Source organism: Streptomyces sp. NBC_00287, assembly GCF_036173105.1.
In the GTDB taxonomy this organism is placed as follows: Bacteria; Actinomycetota; Actinomycetes; order Streptomycetales; family Streptomycetaceae; genus Streptomyces.
On record NZ_CP108053.1, the window covers coordinates 7,202,354 to 7,222,058 of the forward strand.

The following is a 19,705-nucleotide window of genomic DNA, read 5'->3' on the forward strand; positions in this document are numbered from 1 at the left end:
GGAGAACCCGTGCCCCCACCACCTCTCGACGCCGCCGCGATCGAGGTGCGCGGTCTGCGCAAACGGTTCGGGACGACAGCCGCGCTGGGCGGAGTCGACCTCACCGTCGAACCCGGCACCGTCTGTGGGCTGCTCGGGCCCAACGGAGCGGGGAAGACCACGATGGTCCGGATCCTGGCCACCCTGTCGCTCCCGGACGGCGGTGTGGCCCGCGTCGCCGGGCACGATGTCGTCCAGCAGCCCGCCCGGGTGCGCGGAAGCATCGCGCTGACGGGACAGTACGCCTCGGTCGACGAGGTGATCAGCGGCCGCGACAACCTGGAGATGTTCGCCCGTCTGTACCGGATGCGCGGACCCGCCGTACGGCGAAGGGCCGAGGAGCTGCTGGAGCGGTTCGGTCTGCGGGACGCGGCGCACCGGCCGGTGCGGACGTACTCCGGCGGTATGCGGCGACGGCTCGATCTCGCCGTCTCTCTCGTCGTCCCGCCCGGCGTGATCTTCCTCGACGAGCCGACGACAGGGCTCGATCCACAGAGCCGTATCGGGCTCTGGGAGAGCGTGCGGGAGCTGGTGCGGGCCGGTACCACCGTCCTGCTCACCACGCAGTACCTGGACGAGGCGGACCAACTCGCCGACCGGATCGCCGTCCTGGCCGATCCGGACGGCACCGGAGGCCGGATCGTCGCCGAGGGCACGCCCTTCGAGCTGAAGTCCGCGCTCGGCGGCGAGTCCATCGACCTCACGGTCCGCCACGCCCAACAGCTCGGTTGTGCCGTCGAGATCCTGACCCGCGCGGGCGGCCGGTCCCCCGCGACCGGTGACGATCCACGCCGGGTGACCCTGGCCGTCGGCGCCGACACGATGTCCGGTACGGCCTTACTCGCCGCCGTACTGGGCGAGTTGGAGGCCGCGGGGATCGCCGTAGAAGATCTCGCCCTGCGGCGCCCGACCCTGGACGAGGTCTTCCTCAATCTCATGAACCGGCAGCGGGAGGCCGTGTGAACACGCCCTTGCCGCCGACCGCCTGGACCACCTCCGACGAACCCCCGCTCTCGCGGCTGCGCTGGGCCGCCGGCGATGCGGCGACCGTGGCCCGGCGCTATCTGATCCATCTGCGCAGCGCCCCGGAACGGGCCGCCATGGCACTGGTGATCCCGCTGCTCTTCACCCTGCTCTTCGTCTATGTGCTCGGCAGCAATATGCGGCCGCCGGGCGGTGGTTCGTACGTCGACTTCCTGGTGCCGGGCATGCTGGCGCAGATGGCGGTGTTCGGCATCGCGGCGAGCGCGGCCGTGGTGGCCGAGGACAAGGAGCGAGGGGTCACCGACCGCTTCCACTCCCTGCCCATGAGCCGTACGGGCGTGCCCGTCGGGCAGTCGCTGGCCGAGTGTCTGGGCGGGGTCATCACGCTTGTGGTGATGGCGGGTTGTGGGCTTCTGGTCGGCTGGCGTCCGACGGGGGTGGTCGCGGGGCTCGCCCTGCTGCTGCTCGTCCGCTACGCGTTCAGCTGGCTGGGGATGTGGATCGGTCTGGTCATGCCCTCGCGGTCGGCCACGGATTTCGTCGGGATGCTGATGTTCCCGCTGACCATGATCTCCAACATCTTCGTCCCCACCGAGGGGCTGCCGGCCGGGCTGCGCCTGGTCGCCGACTGGAATCCGGTGAGCGCGGTGGTGTCGGCCGTACGGGAGCTGTTCGGCAACCCCGTCGCCGTACCCGCCGACGCCGCCTGGCCGATCGCGCACCCGGTGGTCGCCACGCTCGGCTGGTGCCTGCTGCTGCTCGTGGTCTTCGGCCCGCTGACGGTGGCCGCGTTCCGCGCGCCGAAGCACTGACACCGAAAGGAGCCTTGTGAAAGCCCTCGTGCTGGCGGGCGGCGCGGGCACGCGACTGCGCCCGATCACCCACACCTCCGCCAAACAGCTCGTCCCCATCGCCAACAAGCCTGTGCTTTTCTACGGCCTGGAGGCCATCGCCGATGCCGGGATCAAGGACGTCGGTGTGGTCGTCGGCGACACCGCCGACGAGATCCGTCGTGCCGTCGGCGACGGCTCCGACTTCGGGCTGCGCGTGACCTATATCCCGCAGTCCCGGCCGCTTGGGCTCGCCCACGCCGTCGTGATCGCGCGGGAATTCCTCGGCGACGACGACTTTCTGATGTATCTCGGCGACAACTTCATTGTCGGGGGCATCGCGTCGCTGCTGGACGAGTTCCGTGCACAACGGCCGGACGTCCAGCTCATGTTGACCAGGGTTCCGAACCCGAGCGCGTTCGGCGTCGCCACGCTCTCCGCCGACGGTCGGGTCACGGACCTCGTGGAGAAGCCGGAGCGGCCCGCGAGCGATCTCGCCATCGTCGGCGCCTATCTGTTCACCCCCGCGGTCCACGCGGCCGTCAGCTCCATCGCCCCCTCCGACCGGGGGGAACTGGAGATCACCGACGCGCTGCGCCTGATGCTCGCCCAGGGCCGGGACATCCGGCCGACGGTGATCACCGGCTACTGGAAGGACGCCGGCACCGTCGCCGACATGCTGGAGGCCAACCGCAGCGTCCTGGAGGTGCTCGAACCCGCGGTCGAGGGCACCGTCAGCGCCGACAGCGAACTCGTCGGAAGGGTACGGGTGTGCGCGGGCGCAGTGGTGCGCGGTTCCCGGATCGTCGGTCCGGCCCTGATCGGTGCGGGGTCGGTCGTCGTCAACTCCTATGTGGGGCCCTCGACTTCGATCGCCGAGAACTGCCGGGTCGAGGACAGCGAGATCGAGTTCTCCATCGTGCTGAACAACGCGTCCATCAGCGGGGTCCGCCGTATCGACGCCTCCCTCATCGGCTGCCATGTCCAGGTGGCGCCCGCGCCCCGCGTTCCCACGTCCCACCAACTGGTACTGGGCGACCACAGCACGGTACGGATCGCCTCATGACGCACTTCCTTGTCACCGGAGCGGCCGGTTTCATCGGCTCCCACTACGTTCGCGATCTCCTCGGCGGACCTGAGGACATCGAGGTCACCGTCCTGGACGCGCTGACCTACGCCGGGGACCCGGCGAACCTCGCGCCGGTGCTGGGCGACCCGAGACTGCGGTTCGTGCACGGGGACATCGCCGACGCCGCGCTCGTCCAGAAGCTGCTGGCACCCGGCTCGGTAGTGGTCAACTTCGCCGCCGAGAGCCACGTCGACCGTTCCATCGCCGCCGCCGACGCCTTCGTACGCACCAATGTCCTGGGCACCCAGGTCCTGCTCGACGCGGCGCTGACGGCCGGCGCCCGGTGCTTTGTGCAGGTGTCGACGGACGAGGTGTACGGCTCCATCGAGGAGGGCTCCTGGACCGAGGAGGCCCCCGTCCGGCCGAACTCCCCGTACGCCGCCACGAAGGCCTCCGCCGACCTGCTGGCCCTCGCCTACGCCCGAACCCACGGGCTCGACGTACGGATCACCAGGTGCAGCAACAACTACGGGCCGGGGCAGCACCCGGAGAAACTGATTCCGCGGTTTGTGACGCTGCTGCTCGCCGGAGAGACCGTGCCGTTGTACGGCGACGGCGGCAACGTCCGCGACTGGCTGCATGTCTCCGACCACTGCCGGGCCATCCGGCTCGTCCTCGAACGCGGCGCGCCCGGCGAGGTCTACAACGTGGGCGGCGGCACCCAGTTGACCAACCGGGAGCTGACCGGGCTGCTGCTCAACGCCTGTGGTGCCGACTGGAGTTCGGTGCGCCCGGTCGCGGACCGCAAGGGGCACGACCGCCGCTACTGCGTGGACGACTCCAAGCTCAGGCGCCTCGGGTACCGGCCCCAAGTGCCCTTCGCGCAGGGGCTCGCGGACACCGTCGACCGGTACCGCCTCTCCATCGATCACCCTTTGACAAGCCCGACAAGGAAGTAGCCAGCCGTGCGTGTCCTGTTCGCCGTCTTTCCCGTCGCGGAGCGTGCCTTCCCCGTGGTCCCGCTCGCCTGGGCGCTCCAGAACGCGGGCCACGAGGTGCGGATCGCCACCCACCCGGACCTGGTGGACGCGGTAACCGGGGCGGGGCTCGCCGCCGTCCCCGTGGGCCGGGGCGAAGACCTCGCCGCCCTCACGGACTTCAGCCGGAACCCCGCCCTGTCCGGCCTCCCCGGCGGCGGCCTGGACGTCGGCCCGGGGGAGTGCGCCGACTGGGGGGCGAAGTGGTTCCGGACGACCCGGGTGTTCGCGGCGCAGCGGCCCCTACTGGAGGAGCTCACCGGCGTCGCCGTGCGCTCGCGGCCCGACCTGGTCCTGTGGGACCCGTTCTGTCTCCCGGCCGCCGTCGCCGCCAGGGTCAGCGGAGCCGCCCACGCCCGGCTGCTGTGGGGACGGGACAACATCGCCTGGCTGCGAGGGCGTTCGGCACGCTACCGGGACCAGGCGGCCCCGGACGGCGGCTGGCACGAGCCGCTCGAGGAGACGATGCAGCAGCTCCTCGAACCGTACGGACTGCCCTACGAGGAGGAACTGGTCCTCGGCCAGTGGACCGTGGACCCGATGCCACCCGGGATGCGCCTGCCCGCACGGGGCGTCCGGTACGAGAACGTGCGCTGGGTGCCGTACGGCGGAGGACTGACCGTGCCGGAGTGGCTGCACAGGCGACCGCTGCGGCCACGGGTCTGGGTGGCACCGGACGCGACGGACCTGATCGGATCCCTGGCCGAGCCGGCCATCGAGCTGATGTCCGCCGGGGACTCGGAGCCGCAGGTCCCCTTGCCCCAGCTGCTCCCCACCTGCTCCGCCGTCGTCCACCGCGGCGGAGCCGAGCTGTTCGCCTCCGCCGCCGCGGCGGGCGTACCCCAGCTGATCGTGCCGGTGCCGACCTGGGACGAAGAGGCATCGGCCGCGCAGCTCACCCGCAAGGGAGCCGGAATCGCCGTCAGCAGGGGCGAGTTCAGCCCCGCACTGCTCCTGACACTCCTTCAGAACCCCTCCTTCCAAGAGCGGGCCACCGCCTGGCGCGAGGAGCTCGCCAGGCTTCCCGGGCCCGCGGAACTGGTCCCGGTGCTGGAGAGACTGACCAGCCATCACCAGCGGATCTGAGAAGCGGGCCCCCACACCAGTGGGAGACCGGGCCCTTGCGCGGCTCCACGGCGGAGGCAGGAATGCAGACTGCCGACGGACGACTGGAGGCGGGCCCGCTGACACGATCGAGATCACGACTCGCCCGGGCAGACCGGCCCGACCAGCCGAACGCGGAGTCCTCCACCATGCAGAGCACCATCGCGGCCATGCGCCCGCGCATGAGAACTGGCGTCTTCTTCACCCCGACCCCGGAAGGGGACGGCGTCCTGCTGACCAAGGGCAGCGAAATCGTCACCTTCCAGGGCGCCTCCACCTATGCGTGGCTGGAGAAGCTCTCCCCGCATCTCGACGGCCGCCACAGCCTCGGCGACCTCACCGCGAGCATGCGGCCCGCGACGCGGGAGATGGTCGAGCGGCTCGTCGGGGCGCTGCACGACGCCGGTCTGGTGCGCGATGTCGGCGAGGACGCGGAGCACTCCCTGACGGAGCGTGAACTGGAGGAGTACGGCGCCGAGATCGCGTTCGTGGAGGCGTTCCGGGAGTCGCCGGCGCTGCGCTTCGAGCGGTATCGCCGGACGCGGTTGCTGATCGTGGGGTCGGGCTCTGTGCTTGCCGCCGCGGGGGAGGGTGCGCTGCTCACGGGCGTGGCTCAAGTGCGGACTCTGGACGCGGGGTCGCTGGACGCGACGGAGCTGCAACGGGCCGTCGAGGCCGCCGACTTGGTGCTGTATGCCGCCGACCGCGTCGATCCCGGCCTGCTGGCGACGGTCGACCTGTCGTGCGCGGAGCTCGGGCGGACTTTGATCCCCGTGACGCTCCTCGGCGAGGAGGCGTGGGTCGGGCCGGTGTGCCCGGCGGACCGTCCGGCGATGCGCTGGGGGAGTCTGTGGCGGCGGCTGGGCAGCCCGGTGGCGGACGCGCGGAGCGACTTTCTCACCGGCCCGGTTCCCGGCATTGTCGCCAACCATCTGGTGTTCCGCGCCTTTGAGTACGTCACCGGGGTCGCCGAGGAGGACACGTCGGCGGGTGGTGTCGTCCGTATCGACTTGGAGACCTTGCAGACGTCCGTTCACAGACTCCCCGCGGTGTCGGACGCAGGGGAACTCGCCGAGCGCGTGGTCGGGTTGACCGACGAGCGGCTCGGCGTGTTGGGCCCGGTGTCCGAGGGGCACTACGAGCAGTTCCCGCTGCGGGTCGTACGGGTAGCCGTTGCCGACCCCTTGAGCCCTGGTGTGTCCTTCCCGGTGTGGGGTGCGGGCGCCGACTTCGCGCAGGCCCAGGAGTCCGCCCTGCGGCACGGACTCGCGGCGTACGCCGTGCGCTCGGGGCCGGGGGCGCAGGCCCATGACGAGGCGCTTCCCGTCGGTACGGCTGCCGGGGCGACGCGGGACGCCGCCGTGGAGCGGGCGTTGCTCGACCTCTGTCTGCGCGGGCTGCTCGGGGCCGCCGTACCGGAGGAGGAGAACCCCCTGGCGCTCGACGAGCTCGAACTGACCGCCGGCGCGGGCAGGTTCCGGGATCTGCTGCTGACCACGGGGGAGGAGCTGTCGGGGTACGCGCTCCGGGCTCCGGCCGGGGTGACCGCGTACGCCTTCCGGCTCGGTGACGCGCAGACGGGCCTGGTCGAGCGTGGCGTCGGCTTCACGCCGGACGAAGCCGCCGAATCGGGCCTCGGACGGCTGCTGTTGGCTCACCAGGCCCACAGCCACGGCCAGCGCGAGTACGCGCCGTCGGCCGCGGTCTCCCTGTGGACCTCCGCCGAGACGGAGGCCGCCCCGGAACGGTACGGCCCGCTCCTCGACGCCCTGCGCGCCGACGGCCTCGACCCCGTCGTCGTACCGCTCGACCAGGACCCGGCCGTCCACGCAGTACTGCCGCACATCGTCCGGGTGGTGCTGGGCGATGCCTGAGACAACACCCTGCGCCCCTGCTCGGCCGGTCGCCGTGCTCGGCGACGGCGGTCTGCTCGACCGGGCCACCTCCGCCGTCGTGGCCCGTACCTTCCCGCTGCTCCGGCCGGACAGCAGCGCGCTCGGCGACTGTGCGGCGGTCCTGGTCGCCTCGGACACCGCCGACACCGCTCTGTACGACGAGGTGCGCAAAGCCGCGGAAGCGGCCGGCATCCCCTGGCTCCCGCTCCGCACCGACGCGGACGCCATCCACGTCGGGCCCATGGTCAGCGGCCCCGATGACGCCTGCCCGACCTGCGCCGACTGGCGCCGCCGCCTCGCTCGCGACAAGGCGCAGCACCACGAGACCCTCCGCGCCCGGCACGGCGCCGCCCTCACCGGGCACCGCTCACCGCTGCGCACCAGGTCGGCGGCGGCGGTGGCGGCCGAGCTCGCCGTGGAGTTGCTCGACGCGACCCTGTCCGGCAGACCTGTGCGCGAGGTCGTCGCCGAGGGCCGCCGCTCCGGGGCTGTGCCCGTGGTCGTCGCCGAGGGCCGCCGCCCCGGGGCTGTGCCCGAGGCCATCACCGAAGGCCGCCGCCCCGGCGACCGTTTCCTCCGCGTCGACCTGGCCTCGCTCGCCGTCAGCTCCCATCGCTATCTGCCCTACTCGCTCTGCGAGGACTGCGGCGGTCTGCCGCCCGACGGCCCCGAAGCCGCGCGGATCACGCCGGTCTCCCGACCGAAGCCCGCGCCCGATGTCTTCCGGGTGCAGAACGTGGTGGCGCGCGAGCAGGAGCTGTACGACCTCTACGTCGACAGCGCCGCCGGTGTCGTGCCGTCCGTGGACGACGAGCGCGGCGGGTCGCTGCCCCGCGCCGTGGCGCCGCTCAGCTCGCTGCGCGGCAACAGCTCCCAGCACGGCTGGGGCCGTACGACCGACTACCGCACCTCACGGATCACGGCCGTGCTCGAAGCGCTGGAGCGGTTCGGCGGGGAGCAGCCCCGGGGTCGGCGGACCACGGTCACGGCGAGCCGGCGGGAACTGGGGGAGCGGGCCCTGGATCCGCATGTCTTCGGGCTTTACCCGGACGACCGGTACGAGCTTCCCGGGTTCCCTTACCTCCGGTACCACGAGGACCTGGTGATGCCCTGGGTGTGGGGCTACTCCTTCGCCCGCGCCGAGCCCGTGCTCGTACCGGAGCGGTACGCCTACTACGCCGCGCACAGCCATGACGATCCGCGCTTCGTCTACGAGATCTCCAACGGCTGCGCCATGGGCGGCTGTCTGGAGGAGGCCATCCTGTGCGGCCTGCTGGAGGTGGCCGAGCGGGACGCCTTCCTGATGACCTGGTACGGGCGGATGCCGATCCCGCGCGTCGACCCGGGCTCCGCACGGGACCGCGCCATCCCCATGATGATCGAGCATCTGCGGCATCGGACCGGGTACGAGATCCAGCTCTACTCGGCCACCCTGGAACAGGGCGTCCCCTGCTTCTGGGCGGTTGGCCTGGACGCGCTCGACGACCCGGGCAGGCCACGCGTCCTGTGCGCGGGCGGCTCCGCACTGCTGGCCGAGAAGGCCGTGGTGAACGTCCTGCACGAGATGGCGCATCTACTGGAGCACGCCAAGATCTACGACGCCGAGGAGCGGGCGCGGGCCGCCGCGATGGTCCGGGACCCCTCCCTGGTCAAGGTGATGGGCGACCACTCCGTGCTCTACAGCCACGAGGACGCCTTCGATCGGTTCGACTTCCTGCTGGGCGAGCGCGAGGCACGGCCGTTCGCGAGCTTCGAGGAGCAGTGGCGGTGGCCCGCGCACAACGATCTACGGGCGGATCTGGAGGAGATGCTCCGCCGCTATCTGGACCGGGGCATGGATGTCGTCGTCGTGGACCAGACGACCCCGGAACACCGGGCGGGCGGCTTCGCCTGCGTCAAGGTCATGGTGCCGGGCACGCTGCCGATGACCTTCGGGCATCAGAACCGACGGGTCGACGGACTGCCCCGGCTGCTGCGAGTGCCGTACGAACTCGGCTACCAGGACCGCGAATTGACGTCCGAGGACATCAACCCCCACCCCCACCCCTTCCCGTGAGGACGACCGCGCGGATGACCACCATCGAACGGCCCGCCCGGGCCCCCGAGTCGCCCGGCGCGCGGTACTGGCACCGGTCCCTGCACGACTACGCCACCCTGATCGGGCAGGGACCGGGCGGCCGGGAGGGCGGACCGAAGGAGCCGGAGCGATTCACCCGCTTCGGCGCGCTGCCCCGGTATCCGCTGCCGCCGCCACCCAGCGAACTCGGCGCACTGAGCCGGGCCTTCGGGGACGGTACGGACGGACCGCCGCCGCTGTCCGCACCGACCGCCGCCTTCCACTCGGCGCTGCTCCACTACACCTGCGGGGTGCTGCGCACGGAGTTCGGCCCGACGGCCCGCTGGCCCTACCACCGGGCCGCCCCCTCCGCCCGGTGCTTCGCGCCGGTCGAGACGTACCTGTGGACCCCCGGGCACGAGGAACTCCCCGCCGGCGTCTACGCGTACGACCCGGCCCACCACACCCTGGTCCTGCTGCGGGCCGGTGACTTCCGGGCCCTGCTCGGCGCGGCCCTCGGAGCGGACCTCGGGGACGCGGTCGGGGTGCTGCTGCTGTCCACCGTCTTCTGGCGCACGGCCTTCCGGTACGGCGCCTACGCGTACCGTCTGTGCGCGCAGGAGACGGGTCTGGTGGCCGGGAACGCCCTGATGGTCGCCGGCGCCCTCGGTGCGCGGGGGCATCTGCACCATCAGTTCCTCGACGGGGTGCTGGAGCAACTCATGGGCGTCGCGCGTCCGGACGAGAGCGTCGCGGCGGTGGTGGCGCTGTACGGCGGCGATGTCAGCCGGCCGATCCTGCGCTCGACGGTGCGGCACACCGAGGCGGAGCTGTCCGCCGGGATCGGGGGAGTCGGCCGCCCCGCACCGGCGGCCACCGGCATCCGCTCGCTCACGGAGCTCGTGGAGGTGGACAGCGCTGCCCGCGTCACCGATACGGCGTCCTTCGCCCGGCTGCCCCACCAGGCACCCTCGCCCATGGAGACCGGTCCCGGGGAGCTCGCCCACTGTCTGCGCCAACGCACCTCCGGTGCCCCGGCGTTCCACCCGAAGCGGCGGCCGGTCCCGCTGGAGACGATCCTGGGAACCGTCCGGCCCGCCTTCGCGCCGTTCATGTCCGACGCCGTGCCGCACGGGTCCGCACCTCCCGTCACCGCGCACCTGTGGGCGGTCGACGTCACGGGAGCCGAAGGCGGCGTATATGAGGTGACTCCGCAGGGCTTGCGATATGTGGGCCCCGCCCGGGCCGCGGACCTCGGTCTGGAGGCGGCCAATATCAACTACCCCACGGTGAACGCCGTGGTGTTCCTGTCGGTGCCGGCGCGGGAGGGTCAAGTGGCGTTCGGCGACCGGGGATTCAGGGTTCTGCATCATGAGGCCGGGGCCGTGGCCCAACGCATGTGCGTACTGAGCGCCATGACCGGGCTCGCCGCGCGCATCCACAACGGCTACGCGGCCGGAACCCTGGCGGGCGCACTCCAACTCCCGCCGGGACATGAGCCGGTGTTCCAGATCGCCCTCGCCACGCCGGGCGCCGACGAACGCTATCTGATGCCACTTCCCACGCCTTGGAAGGCGGTGCCGGCCGCATGACCACATACGCCACTTCGGCAGCCCTGGACTATCTCACCTCGGGCCACCAGCCCCCGGACGCGCTGCCCGCCGCCGACCCGCTCCGGCTTCCGCCCGTTCACAAGCGCTACCCGTCGGCGGCCCGCCAGGCCCTGCCGCCCTGCGAGGACCCACGGCAGGACGATCCGCTCCCGCGCCTGTCCTGGCTGCTGCACCGGACCAACGGCCTGACCAGGATGCGCTGGATGAGCGGCATCATGCCCCTCGGCCTCGGCAGCCCCGCCGCCCGAAGGGTCCTGCTGTCGCCCGGCCGCGTGGGAGCCTCCTCCGGTTCCCGCTATCCCGTCGAGGTCTACGTCGCCCACAGCGCCGGACTCTCCCACTACGACCCGGTGCACCACGCCCTGGAACGCCTGCGCGAGGGCGACGGACGCGGCCTGCTCACGCCGCTGCTCGCCGAACCGCCCTCCCAGGAATCGGAGTTCATCCTCCTGCTGAGCAGCGTGCTGTGGCGCAACGCGGCCAAGTACGGCGTCTTCGGCTACCGCCTGCAGAGCCTCGACGTCGGTGTCGCGGTGGCGCAGGCGACGGCCGCCGCCGAGGCGACCGGGCTGACGGCGACCGTCCATCTGCGGTACGACGACGCGGCGTTGGACGAGATGCTGGGCCTCTCACCCTTCGCGGAGAGCGTGTTCGCGGTGGTCACGCTGCACCGGCCGGAGGGCCCGCGAACGGCAGGCGCGGTGGCGACCTGGCACGGCAAGGTACCTTCTGCCACGCCCGACCCGGTGCCCATCACCGGGATCCCCGCCATGGCGGAGGTGGCCGCACTGCACGCCGCCGTCCGCAGCCCTTCGCCGGGCGGCTCAGCTCCCCTCCCGCCCCTTCCCGACGCGCCCCGCCACCCGCTGCCCCCCGCCTCCCTCGATGTGACGGACGGCTTCGCGGGCAGGCGCACGGTGTACGGCTACCGCCCGGGCCCGGTCCCGCAGCAGACGCTCGCCGCCCTGCTGGCCACGGCCGCCGAACCGGTCGTCGGCGACATCCCGGTCCAACTTGCCGGGGTGGTACAGCGAGTCCCCGGCGTGGACACCGGCGCCCACCTGTACGACGCCGCCGCCCACGCCCTGATCACCACTCGGGGTACGGACGCCGTGACCGCGGTCATCACCGCAGCCAAGAGCCCCATGCTGGCCGACGAGTGCCGTACCGCCACCGCCGTCCTCGCGCCCTGCGCCGATCTGCGGACCGGTATCGAGCGCCTCGGCGACCGCGCGTACCGCGCACAGAACATCGCGGCCGGTGCGGCGGCCCAGCGGATCGCACTGGCCGCCGCTGCCGCGGGACTTGAGAGCCATGTGCACTGCGATTTCGACCCGGAAGGCGTGCGGTCCGCCCTCGGCCTGACCGCGGGCCCGCTCCAGCCGCTGGTGCTGGTCACCGTGGGACCCCGCGCACCGCACCGCACGGATCCACAACTGCCCCTGTGGGCAGAAGGGGGCATCAACTGATGGAGTCCTACGACGTGGTGGTCGTCGGCGCCCGGAGCGCCGGTGCCTCGACCGCGATGCTGTTCGCCCGAGCCGGATACCGGGTCCTGCTGGTGGACCGTGCGCAGTTCCCCAGCGACACCCTCTCCACCCAGCACATCCACCGGCCCGGACTGCGGCTGCTGAAGCAATGGGGGCTGCTGGAGCGGCTCGCGGCGACCGGATGCCCGCCGGTGCGCCGGATCTCCTACACGCTCCAGGACGTCCGGCTCGCGGGCCCCGTGCCCGTGGAGGAGGGGATCGACGCGGTGTACGCGCCGCGCCGGTACATCCTGGACAGCCTGCTGATCGACGCGGCGGTCGAGGCCGGGGCCGAGTTCCGCCAGGGCTGCACCGTCACCGGCGTCATGACCGAGGGCGGCCGGGTGACCGGGGTGCGCTGCGGCGAGTTCGAGGTGCGGGCCCGGCTGGTCGTCGGCGCGGACGGGATGCGCTCGACCCTGGCCGGGCTGTGCGGGGCCACGGCAGAGCACGAGGACACCCCGCGCACCTGTGTGTACTACGGCTACTGGGAGGGCCTGCCCGCACAGTTCGAGGTGTACGAGCGGACCGGACGGCTCATCGGCGTGGTCGGCACCCACGACGAACTGACCCTGGTGGCCGCCTACTTCCCGCAGGCGGAGTTCCAGGACGTACGACGGGACGCCGACGCCGCGTATCTGGAGGCCATCCGCACCACCGCCCCCGCCCTGGCCGAGCGCGCCCGGTCGGCCCGGCGCGTGGAGCGCCTGCGGGGCACCGGCAGCCAGCTCAACTTCTTCCGTACGGTCAAGGGTCCTGGCTGGGTCCTGGTCGGGGACGCCGGTTGCCACAAGGACTCCATCACCGGGACCGGCATCAGCGACGCCTTCGAACAGGCCGCGCTGCTGGCCGAGTCGGTCGGCGCCGGGCTGCACGAGGAACGGGAGCTGGATGCCGCGCTGGACCGCTATGCCACCGGTCACCGTCGGCTGATGGAACCGCGCTATCGGATGGCTCTGGACACCGCCCGGCTCGAAGTCACCGAGGAGCGGCTGGAGTTCACCCGGTGGATCGCGAGCGATCCGGCGTCCGCCGGAGCCTTTCTCTCGGTGGCGGTCAGCCATGTCGACGCGGCCGAGCTCATGCCGGTCAGGGGCTGAGGGTGGTCCCGGCGAACGGAACCACCCTCAGGCACATGATCACGCCGCGCAGGGTCTGACCAGGCCCGTCTCGTACGCGAGGATCACCGCCTGGGTGCGGTCGCGCAGGCCGAGCTTCTGGCACAGATGGTAGAGGTGGGATTTGACCGTCGCCTCGCTCAGCGACAGCATCTTGGCGATCACCAGGTTGGAGTGGCCGTTCGCGACGAGGGACAGCACATCACGCTCCCGGCTGGTGAGCAGCGACAGTTGCCCGGAGCCGGCGGAGGCGACCTCGGGCGAACGGCTGAGCAGTCTGCCGATCAGCTGGACGGCGTTGGGTGACTTCAGGACCATCGCGCCGCCCGCGATGTCACGGATGGCGGCGGGCAGCGTACGGGGGTCGCAGTTGCCCGGCAGTAATCCGCGCACCCCGCCTTTCAGGGCCGACAGCAGTTCCGCCTGCTCCGTCCGGGAGCTGAGCATGAGCACACCCGGCGCGGTCTCCGGGGACATTCTCCGCAGGCTCCGCGCCATGGCGATGCCGTCCACGGCGTCGGCGTCGTGATTGATGAGTGCGACATGCGGGCGCAGGCTCTGCACCGCGGCGATCATCTCGCGGCCGTCGAGTGCCTCGCCCACCACACTGATGTCCGGTTCTCGCTCCAGGACGCTGACCAGCCCCGCTCGCATCAGATGGCGTGGGTCGCAGATCAGGACCCGTATACAGTCAGCCCCAGTTTTGTTCGTCATGCTGTGAAATAACCCCCATGAGTGCATGAATCCCGAAGACGGACATACGGGAAACCGGTCACGACCGATGGTCTGGACCACTCGTCTCGTCTTGCAGACTACTGACATCGCACGGCAAAGATCTAGCGACATCCGAGCCCGGCTTCGTAGCCCCAGGTGACGCGTGGTGGAGAGCCGCCCGAAGGCTCAACCCCCAGTCTGAGAAGCAAATCCGGACCACGGACGGACGACACCGTCCGGCCCCGGTGCGAAGGTGATCCGGTCGGTCGGCTCAGGGGGAAAAGGTGCACACTCAGCCGGATCTCGATCCATTGCTCGGCTTCAGCCCGTACCGGCTGCTCACGGAACCGGACGCGGTCCACCGGCGGATGCGCGAGGAACCACCGGTCCGTCTCGTAAGGGAGGACAGCGGCTTCACGTACTGGCTGATCTCCCGGTACGCCGAGGCCCGCCAGGCGCTGCGCGACCCCGGGCTGTCCAACGACCCGCGGCGACTCGGCCACGCGGTGGACACGGACAACGCGTACTCGCCGATGGCCAACAACGACCCACCGCACCACACCCGGCTGCGCGGGCTGGTCTCCCACGGCTTCACCCGGCGCCGGATCAGCGCCCTGGCGCCCCGGGCCGAGGAGATCACCGAAGGTCTCCTCGACGCGATCGCGCCCGCCGGGCGTGCGGATGTGATCGCCGACCTTGCCTTCCCGCTGCCGGTGCTGGTCATCTGCGAGTTGCTCGGAGTGCCGACGCAGGACCGGGAAGCCTTCCGCACCTGGGCCGCGCGCACCCTTTCCACCGCCGCCGGACCCCGCACCCGCGAGGAGCGCTCACGCCGGCTGCGCGCCTACTTCACCCGGCTCGTCGCCGCCAAACGAGCGGCCGTACGGCCCGACCTGGCGCCGGACGAGCAGCCCGATCTGCTCAGCGCCCTCATCGTGGCTCAGGAACAGCACAGCAGCCTCGACGACGAGGAACTCATCGGCCTCGCCGTGCTGTTGCTGGTCGCCGGTCACGAGACGACGACCAACCTCATCGGCAACGGACTGCTGACCCTGCTGCTCCACCCCGACCAGGTGCGGCTGCTCAGGGACGACCCGTCCCTACTGCCCTCCGCGGTGGAGGAACTGCTGCGCTACGAAGGATCCGCGGGGCAGTCCTCCCTGCGTGTCGCGGTCGACGACGTTGTCATCGGCGGGACCACCATCCCGAGGGGCTCGGTCGTCAACATCGGGCTGTCCCTGGCCAATCGGGACCCCGAAGCCTTCCGGGACTCCGACACCGTCGACGTCCGGCGCGACCCCAATGCCCATCTGGCCTTCGGACACGGCATCCACTACTGCCTCGGTGCGCCGCTCGCGCGGATGCTCGCGGCGACGGCGCTCGGAGCGCTGCTCGGCAGGTTCTCCCGGCTCCAACTGGCCGTATCACCGGATGAGTTGCGCTGGCGTCAGATCAGCATCCTGTGCGGGCTGACCGCACTCCCCGTCTCCTTCGATCCCGTTCGTCCGGAAACGAGTCGCACGTGACCATGATCGACCCGATGGCGGCAGCCAACCTCTACCGCCTCGCCTTCGGATTCATCCCCGCACAGATGATCCACGCCGCGGCCCGGCTGCGGCTGCCCGACCTGCTCGCGGAACAGCCCCTGACCGCCGAGGAGCTGGCGGCACGCACGGATACGCAAGCCCCCGCACTCCGGCGGCTGCTGCGCGGCCTCGCCTCCATCGGTCTGGTGGAGGAGCAGGGCGCGGACGGCTTCCGGCTGGCTCCGGCGGGCCATTTGCTCCGCTCGGACGTCGAAGGCTCCGTCCGTCCGATGCTGATGCCGTACTTCGGCGAGGCCGTCTGGGCCTCCTGGGGACGGTTCACCGAATGCCTGCGCACCGGCCGGCCGTCCGTGGAGTCGGTCACCGGAGGCTCGGTGTTCGACCTGTTCGCGGCCGATCCGGAGCTGGGCACGGAGTTCCACGCGGCGATGGCGGTCAGCGGCGGGGCGGAGGCCCGGGCACTGGCGCGGTCGTACGACTTCGCCGACGTCAAGACCGTCGTGGACGTCGGCGGCGGCAACGGCGCCCTGCTCGCCGGGGTGCTCGGGCACCACCCCCATCTGCGCGGCGTCCTGGTCGACACCCCGGTGGGCGTGGCCGGAGCCCCGGACACCCTCGCCGCCGCCGGGGTCGCGGACCGCTGCGAGATCCGGGCACAGGACTTCCTCGCCTCCGTGCCCGAGGGCGGCGACCGGTATGTGATCAAGAGTGTGCTGCACGACTGGGACGACGACAGCTGCGTGACGATCCTGCGCAACTGCCGCCGGGCCATGCCGGACACCGCCCGGGTGCTGATCGTCGAGGTCGTCGCACCACCCGTCGTGGACACCACGACCGACCCCTTTCTCACCGTCAGCGACCTCAACCTGATGGTGCTCACCCCCGGCCGGGAGCGGACCGAGGAGGAGTTCACGCACCTGCTCGAGGCCGCCGGTCTGCGGCTGACAGGCATCGGCGCTCCGCTCGGCTTCAGCGGCTACCGGGTCATCGAGGCCCGCAGCAGCACCGGAGCGGCCGAGTGACGCGGCAACACAACGGAGGAACGCAAGCGTTGGGAACCATCGAGCAATCCACCGACCACGTCGGGCCTTCCACCCTCCGCCGGCTCGCGGCGGCCTGGCCCCGGCGGGCCACGGTCCGCACCGACATGGACCAGGTCACCGGTGCGCAGGAGTACGACCCCGAACTGCTCGACTACCCGATCGCGTTGATGCCGTTCGCAGAGCACCCCGACTTCCGGAGCGCGCCCGAGGACAAGCGGCGCCTGGTGAACACCCTGGGCTGGATCGCGTACAACGAACGCGTCGTGGCCGCCGAGGAGTTCGTCGTCAACCCCACCTTCGAGAAGCTCGGTCACGCCGTCTACCCCGGGGTGGACCGCTTCGAGGTGAAGGAGATCGTGCGGCAGTCCCATATCGACGAGGTGTGGCACACGTACATGCACATGCTGGGTATGCAGCGCACCCGGGAGGCCAGAGGGATCACCGCCGAACCCGACTGCGGCCACCCGGTGACCAACCGCCTGCTGTACGAGGCTCAGGACGCGGCCGGCGAGCGCTGGCAGGGGGACCTGCTCTATCTGCTGTGGACGACGGTCGGCGAGGTCAGTGTCAACGCCTTCCTCGATCTGATGGCACGGGACACGACCGTGCAGCCCCTGCACTCGACCATCGCCCGGCTGCACGCCCGCGACGAGTCCGCGCACGGGCCGGTCATGGTCGAGGTGATGAAGGACGTCTTCGTCAACCTCAGCGGACGGCAGCGGGACTTCTTCGTGGCGTCCTTGCCCGCCGGTATCAACGCCTTCTGCGCCGAGGACTTCGACTGGTGGCTGAAGGTCCTCGAGTTCACGGGCATTCCGAAGGCCAGGGACATCATCGGGGACTCCCGGGGCGGAGGGCTCGCGGAGCTGCTCGTCACCGACTTCTCCGGGATCGTGCGCATGCTGCGGGAGCTGGGTGTCGCGGACCGGGTGGACTTCGACTTCGAGGGGGCCGCGGCATGATCCTCACCGGTCCTGAGATCAGCGAGGCCGCGGTCGACGGGCGGATCGTCATCTCCCCGTTCAACCCGGCCCAGGTGAACCCCAACAGCTACAACGTCTGCCTCGGGGACAGGTTGCTGACGTACACCGACGACGTCATCGACCCCTACCGCCCCAACGCCACCCGGGAGATCACCATCGGGGAGGACGGTTACGTCCTGCGCCCCGACCAGCTCTATCTCGGGCACACCGTGGAACAGGTCGGCTCCGACCAGTATGTGCCGCTGCTCTTCGGGCGGTCCTCGGTCGGGCGGCTCGGGCTCTTCGTGGAGATCACGGCGCCCATCGGGGACATCGGCTTCCATGGCCAGTGGACGCTGATGCTGTCCCCGGTCCGGCCGCTGCGGGTGTATCCCGGGATGAAGATCGGCCAGATCATGTTCTTCGTGTCGCTCGGCGAGGTCGACCTCTACCGCGGCAAGTACCAGTCCTCGGCGGGCCCCCAGGAGTCCCGCTACTGGAAGGACGTGGCGGTGCCGACGACATGATCCTCACCCGGGAAGCCATCGCCACCGCCGTGGAACGCGGTGACATCGTCATCGAGCCCTTCGACGCCGACCGGATCTCCCCGAACGCCTATGACTGGCGCCTCGGGGACCGGATCCGGATCTGCGAGGGCGACGAACTGGACGCCGCGGCCGCGACCCGCGTCACCGAGCACCTCATTCCCGCCGAGGGCATGGTGCTCCGTCCTGGACAGCTCTACCTCGGCGTCACCCACGAACGCACCCACTCCGAGCACTACGCCCAGATGATCAACGGCGACCGCAGCCTCGGCGCGCTGGGCATCTGGGTCCATGTGTCCGCTCCGCTCGGGCATGTCGGTCACGCCATCCACTGGACCCTGGAGATCCGGGTGGCGCGGCCGGTCCGGGTCTATCCGCTGATGCCGTTCGGGAAGATCGTCTTCCTGGTCGCCTCCGGGGCGGTCTCCAGCTACCAGGACCTGGGCCGCAAGTACACCCGGACCAGCGGGATCGACATCTCGCGGCTGTACGAGGAACTGCGATGAGCGGGCCGCGGGTGCTGACCGGGCTCGATCTGCCGTGGGGCAGCCCGGGCGGCAGCGTCGAACTGCTCAAGGACCTGTATCTGGACCCCTCCGGGCCGCTGACGGCGAGCACGTTCATGCTGGTACCGGACGGCTCCCCGCCCCCCGCCGAGGGCGTCCCCGCCCTGCTGGACGTCCCCGGCAAACAGCTGACCGGCGACGGCTTCTGGGCCTACGTCGACCGGCTGACGGACGCTGTCACCGCCCGCTTCCCGCACGCCGAGCAGGACGTCGTCCATCTCCAGCACCTCGCCTTCGGCGCCACACCGGCGCTGCTGCGGGGCTATCCCAAGCAGCCCGCCATCGGCCTGGTGCACGGCACGGACCTGCTGTTCGCCGCCGAGTACGAGACCCAGGGCGAGGTACTGCGGGAAGCGGTCTCGGCCGCGCGCTCCCTGGTCGTGCCGACCGCCGGGATGGCCGACCAACTGCGTCGCCTGGTCCCGGAGTTGGAAGACGGCCGTATCGTCCACATCCCCTGGGGAGTCCCCGACGCGCTGCTGGCCGAGCCGCCCGCGCGGAGCCGCCGGGACGACGGGGAGCTGCGGGTGCTGTACGCCGGCCGGCTCACCGCGGAGAAGGGGGCCGCCGAACTGGTCGCCGCGCTGTCCGGCGTACCGGGACTGCGGCTGAGCATGGCCGCGCCGGTGGCCGAGTTCCGGCGTCTTGCCGCCGAGCGGGACCTGTCGGCCGTACACCATCTGGGCTGGCTGAGCCGGCGGGAGCTGTGGGCGGCGTTCGCCGAGCACGATCTGCTGGTGGTGCCGTCCGCGAAGCTCGAGGCGTTCGGTCTGGTGGCGGTGGAGGCCCAGGCCTGCGGGCTTCCGGTGGCCTACCAGCCGGTGCCGGGGCTCAAGGACGCGCTCGGCGACTCGGCCCTGCCCCTCGACCTGCTCGCCGATCCGCGGCGCGCCCTGGCCGAGCTCACCGGGCTGCGCGACGACCCCGGTGCGCTGGAGGAACTGCGCCGGTCCGGATTCCGCAACGCGGCACGCTTCCCGCTCTCCAGGACCGCCCGCGAACTGGCCGCCCTCTCCACCCAGGTGCAGTGAGCCACCGACCGTCCGAAGGAACA

Annotated in this window: 17 protein-coding genes; 16 read left to right on the top strand and 1 reads right to left on the bottom strand. The window is 71.3% G+C overall.

The window, feature by feature from the left end; translation table 11 throughout:
* Positions 1-9: 9 nt before the first annotated feature.
* The 10 genes from OHT76_RS32760 to OHT76_RS32805 all read left to right on the top strand — a co-directional run bounded on the left by OHT76_RS32760 (position 10) and on the right by OHT76_RS32805 (position 13,256).
* Positions 10-1,002 carry an ATP-binding cassette domain-containing protein gene (locus OHT76_RS32760; RefSeq protein ID WP_328874451.1) on the top strand — a complete coding sequence of 331 codons (993 nt, stop codon included), beginning with the start codon at positions 10-12 and terminating at the stop codon, positions 1,000-1,002.
* Positions 999-1,835 (top strand): ABC transporter permease, encoded by an 837-nt coding sequence (locus tag OHT76_RS32765; protein ID WP_328874452.1) that lies wholly within the window; start codon positions 999-1,001, stop codon positions 1,833-1,835. Before OHT76_RS32760 ends, OHT76_RS32765 begins: the two co-directional genes overlap by 4 nt.
* A 16-nt stretch (positions 1,836-1,851) precedes the next feature.
* Positions 1,852-2,919 carry a glucose-1-phosphate thymidylyltransferase gene (locus OHT76_RS32770; protein WP_328874453.1) on the top strand — a complete coding sequence of 356 codons (1,068 nt, stop codon included), beginning with the start codon at positions 1,852-1,854 and terminating at the stop codon, positions 2,917-2,919.
* Entirely contained in the window at positions 2,916-3,881 is a 966-nt protein-coding gene (gene rfbB, locus OHT76_RS32775; RefSeq protein WP_328874454.1) for a dTDP-glucose 4,6-dehydratase, read from the top strand. Before OHT76_RS32770 ends, rfbB begins: the two co-directional genes overlap by 4 nt.
* A gap of 6 nt (positions 3,882-3,887) precedes the next feature.
* Positions 3,888-5,045, top strand: a complete 1,158-nt coding sequence (locus tag OHT76_RS32780) for a nucleotide disphospho-sugar-binding domain-containing protein (RefSeq protein ID WP_328874455.1) — start codon at positions 3,888-3,890, stop codon at positions 5,043-5,045.
* Between the two features lie 167 nt (positions 5,046-5,212).
* A complete protein-coding gene (locus tag OHT76_RS32785) occupies positions 5,213-6,937 on the top strand; it encodes a hypothetical protein (protein WP_328874456.1) in 1,725 nt (574 codons plus the stop codon).
* Positions 6,930-9,014 carry a TOMM precursor leader peptide-binding protein gene (locus OHT76_RS32790; protein WP_328874457.1) on the top strand — a complete coding sequence of 695 codons (2,085 nt, stop codon included), beginning with the start codon at positions 6,930-6,932 and terminating at the stop codon, positions 9,012-9,014. The genes OHT76_RS32785 and OHT76_RS32790 overlap by 8 nt, the downstream gene beginning before the upstream one ends.
* A 14-nt stretch (positions 9,015-9,028) precedes the next feature.
* On the top strand, positions 9,029-10,606 hold the full coding sequence (locus OHT76_RS32795; RefSeq protein WP_328874458.1) for a SagB/ThcOx family dehydrogenase: 1,578 nt from the start codon (positions 9,029-9,031) through the stop codon (positions 10,604-10,606).
* A complete protein-coding gene (locus tag OHT76_RS32800; protein ID WP_328874459.1) occupies positions 10,603-12,096 on the top strand; it encodes a nitroreductase family protein in 1,494 nt (497 codons plus the stop codon). The genes OHT76_RS32795 and OHT76_RS32800 overlap by 4 nt, the downstream gene beginning before the upstream one ends.
* On the top strand, positions 12,096-13,256 hold the full coding sequence (locus tag OHT76_RS32805; RefSeq protein ID WP_328874460.1) for an NAD(P)/FAD-dependent oxidoreductase: 1,161 nt from the start codon (positions 12,096-12,098) through the stop codon (positions 13,254-13,256). The genes OHT76_RS32800 and OHT76_RS32805 overlap by 1 nt, the downstream gene beginning before the upstream one ends.
* A gap of 39 nt (positions 13,257-13,295) precedes the next feature.
* Here the strand turns inward: OHT76_RS32805 and OHT76_RS32810 are convergent, their stop codons facing one another.
* Positions 13,296-13,988: a response regulator transcription factor gene (locus OHT76_RS32810; RefSeq protein WP_328874461.1), complete on the bottom strand. Its 693-nt coding sequence runs from the start codon at positions 13,986-13,988 to the stop codon at positions 13,296-13,298.
* Between the two features lie 284 nt (positions 13,989-14,272).
* On the opposite strand from OHT76_RS32810, the gene OHT76_RS32815 reads away from it, so the two are divergent.
* From OHT76_RS32815 to OHT76_RS32840, 6 genes are read left to right on the top strand one after another with little or no spacing between them, the layout of a single operon-like run.
* Positions 14,273-15,514, top strand: a complete 1,242-nt coding sequence (locus OHT76_RS32815) for a cytochrome P450 family protein (RefSeq protein ID WP_328874462.1) — start codon at positions 14,273-14,275, stop codon at positions 15,512-15,514.
* A 2-nt stretch (positions 15,515-15,516) separates the two neighbouring features.
* A complete protein-coding gene (locus OHT76_RS32820) occupies positions 15,517-16,557 on the top strand; it encodes a methyltransferase (protein ID WP_328876681.1) in 1,041 nt (346 codons plus the stop codon).
* A gap of 29 nt (positions 16,558-16,586) precedes the next feature.
* Positions 16,587-17,540: a diiron oxygenase gene (locus OHT76_RS32825; protein ID WP_328874463.1), complete on the top strand. Its 954-nt coding sequence runs from the start codon at positions 16,587-16,589 to the stop codon at positions 17,538-17,540.
* A complete protein-coding gene (dcd, locus tag OHT76_RS32830; protein ID WP_328874464.1) occupies positions 17,537-18,067 on the top strand; it encodes a dCTP deaminase in 531 nt (176 codons plus the stop codon). The genes OHT76_RS32825 and dcd overlap by 4 nt, the downstream gene beginning before the upstream one ends.
* Positions 18,064-18,591 carry a dCTP deaminase gene (locus tag OHT76_RS32835; RefSeq protein WP_328874465.1) on the top strand — a complete coding sequence of 176 codons (528 nt, stop codon included), beginning with the start codon at positions 18,064-18,066 and terminating at the stop codon, positions 18,589-18,591. Before dcd ends, OHT76_RS32835 begins: the two co-directional genes overlap by 4 nt.
* Positions 18,588-19,682: a glycosyltransferase family 4 protein gene (locus OHT76_RS32840; protein WP_328874466.1), complete on the top strand. Its 1,095-nt coding sequence runs from the start codon at positions 18,588-18,590 to the stop codon at positions 19,680-19,682. The genes OHT76_RS32835 and OHT76_RS32840 overlap by 4 nt, the downstream gene beginning before the upstream one ends.
* The last annotated feature ends 23 nt before the right edge of the window (positions 19,683-19,705 follow it).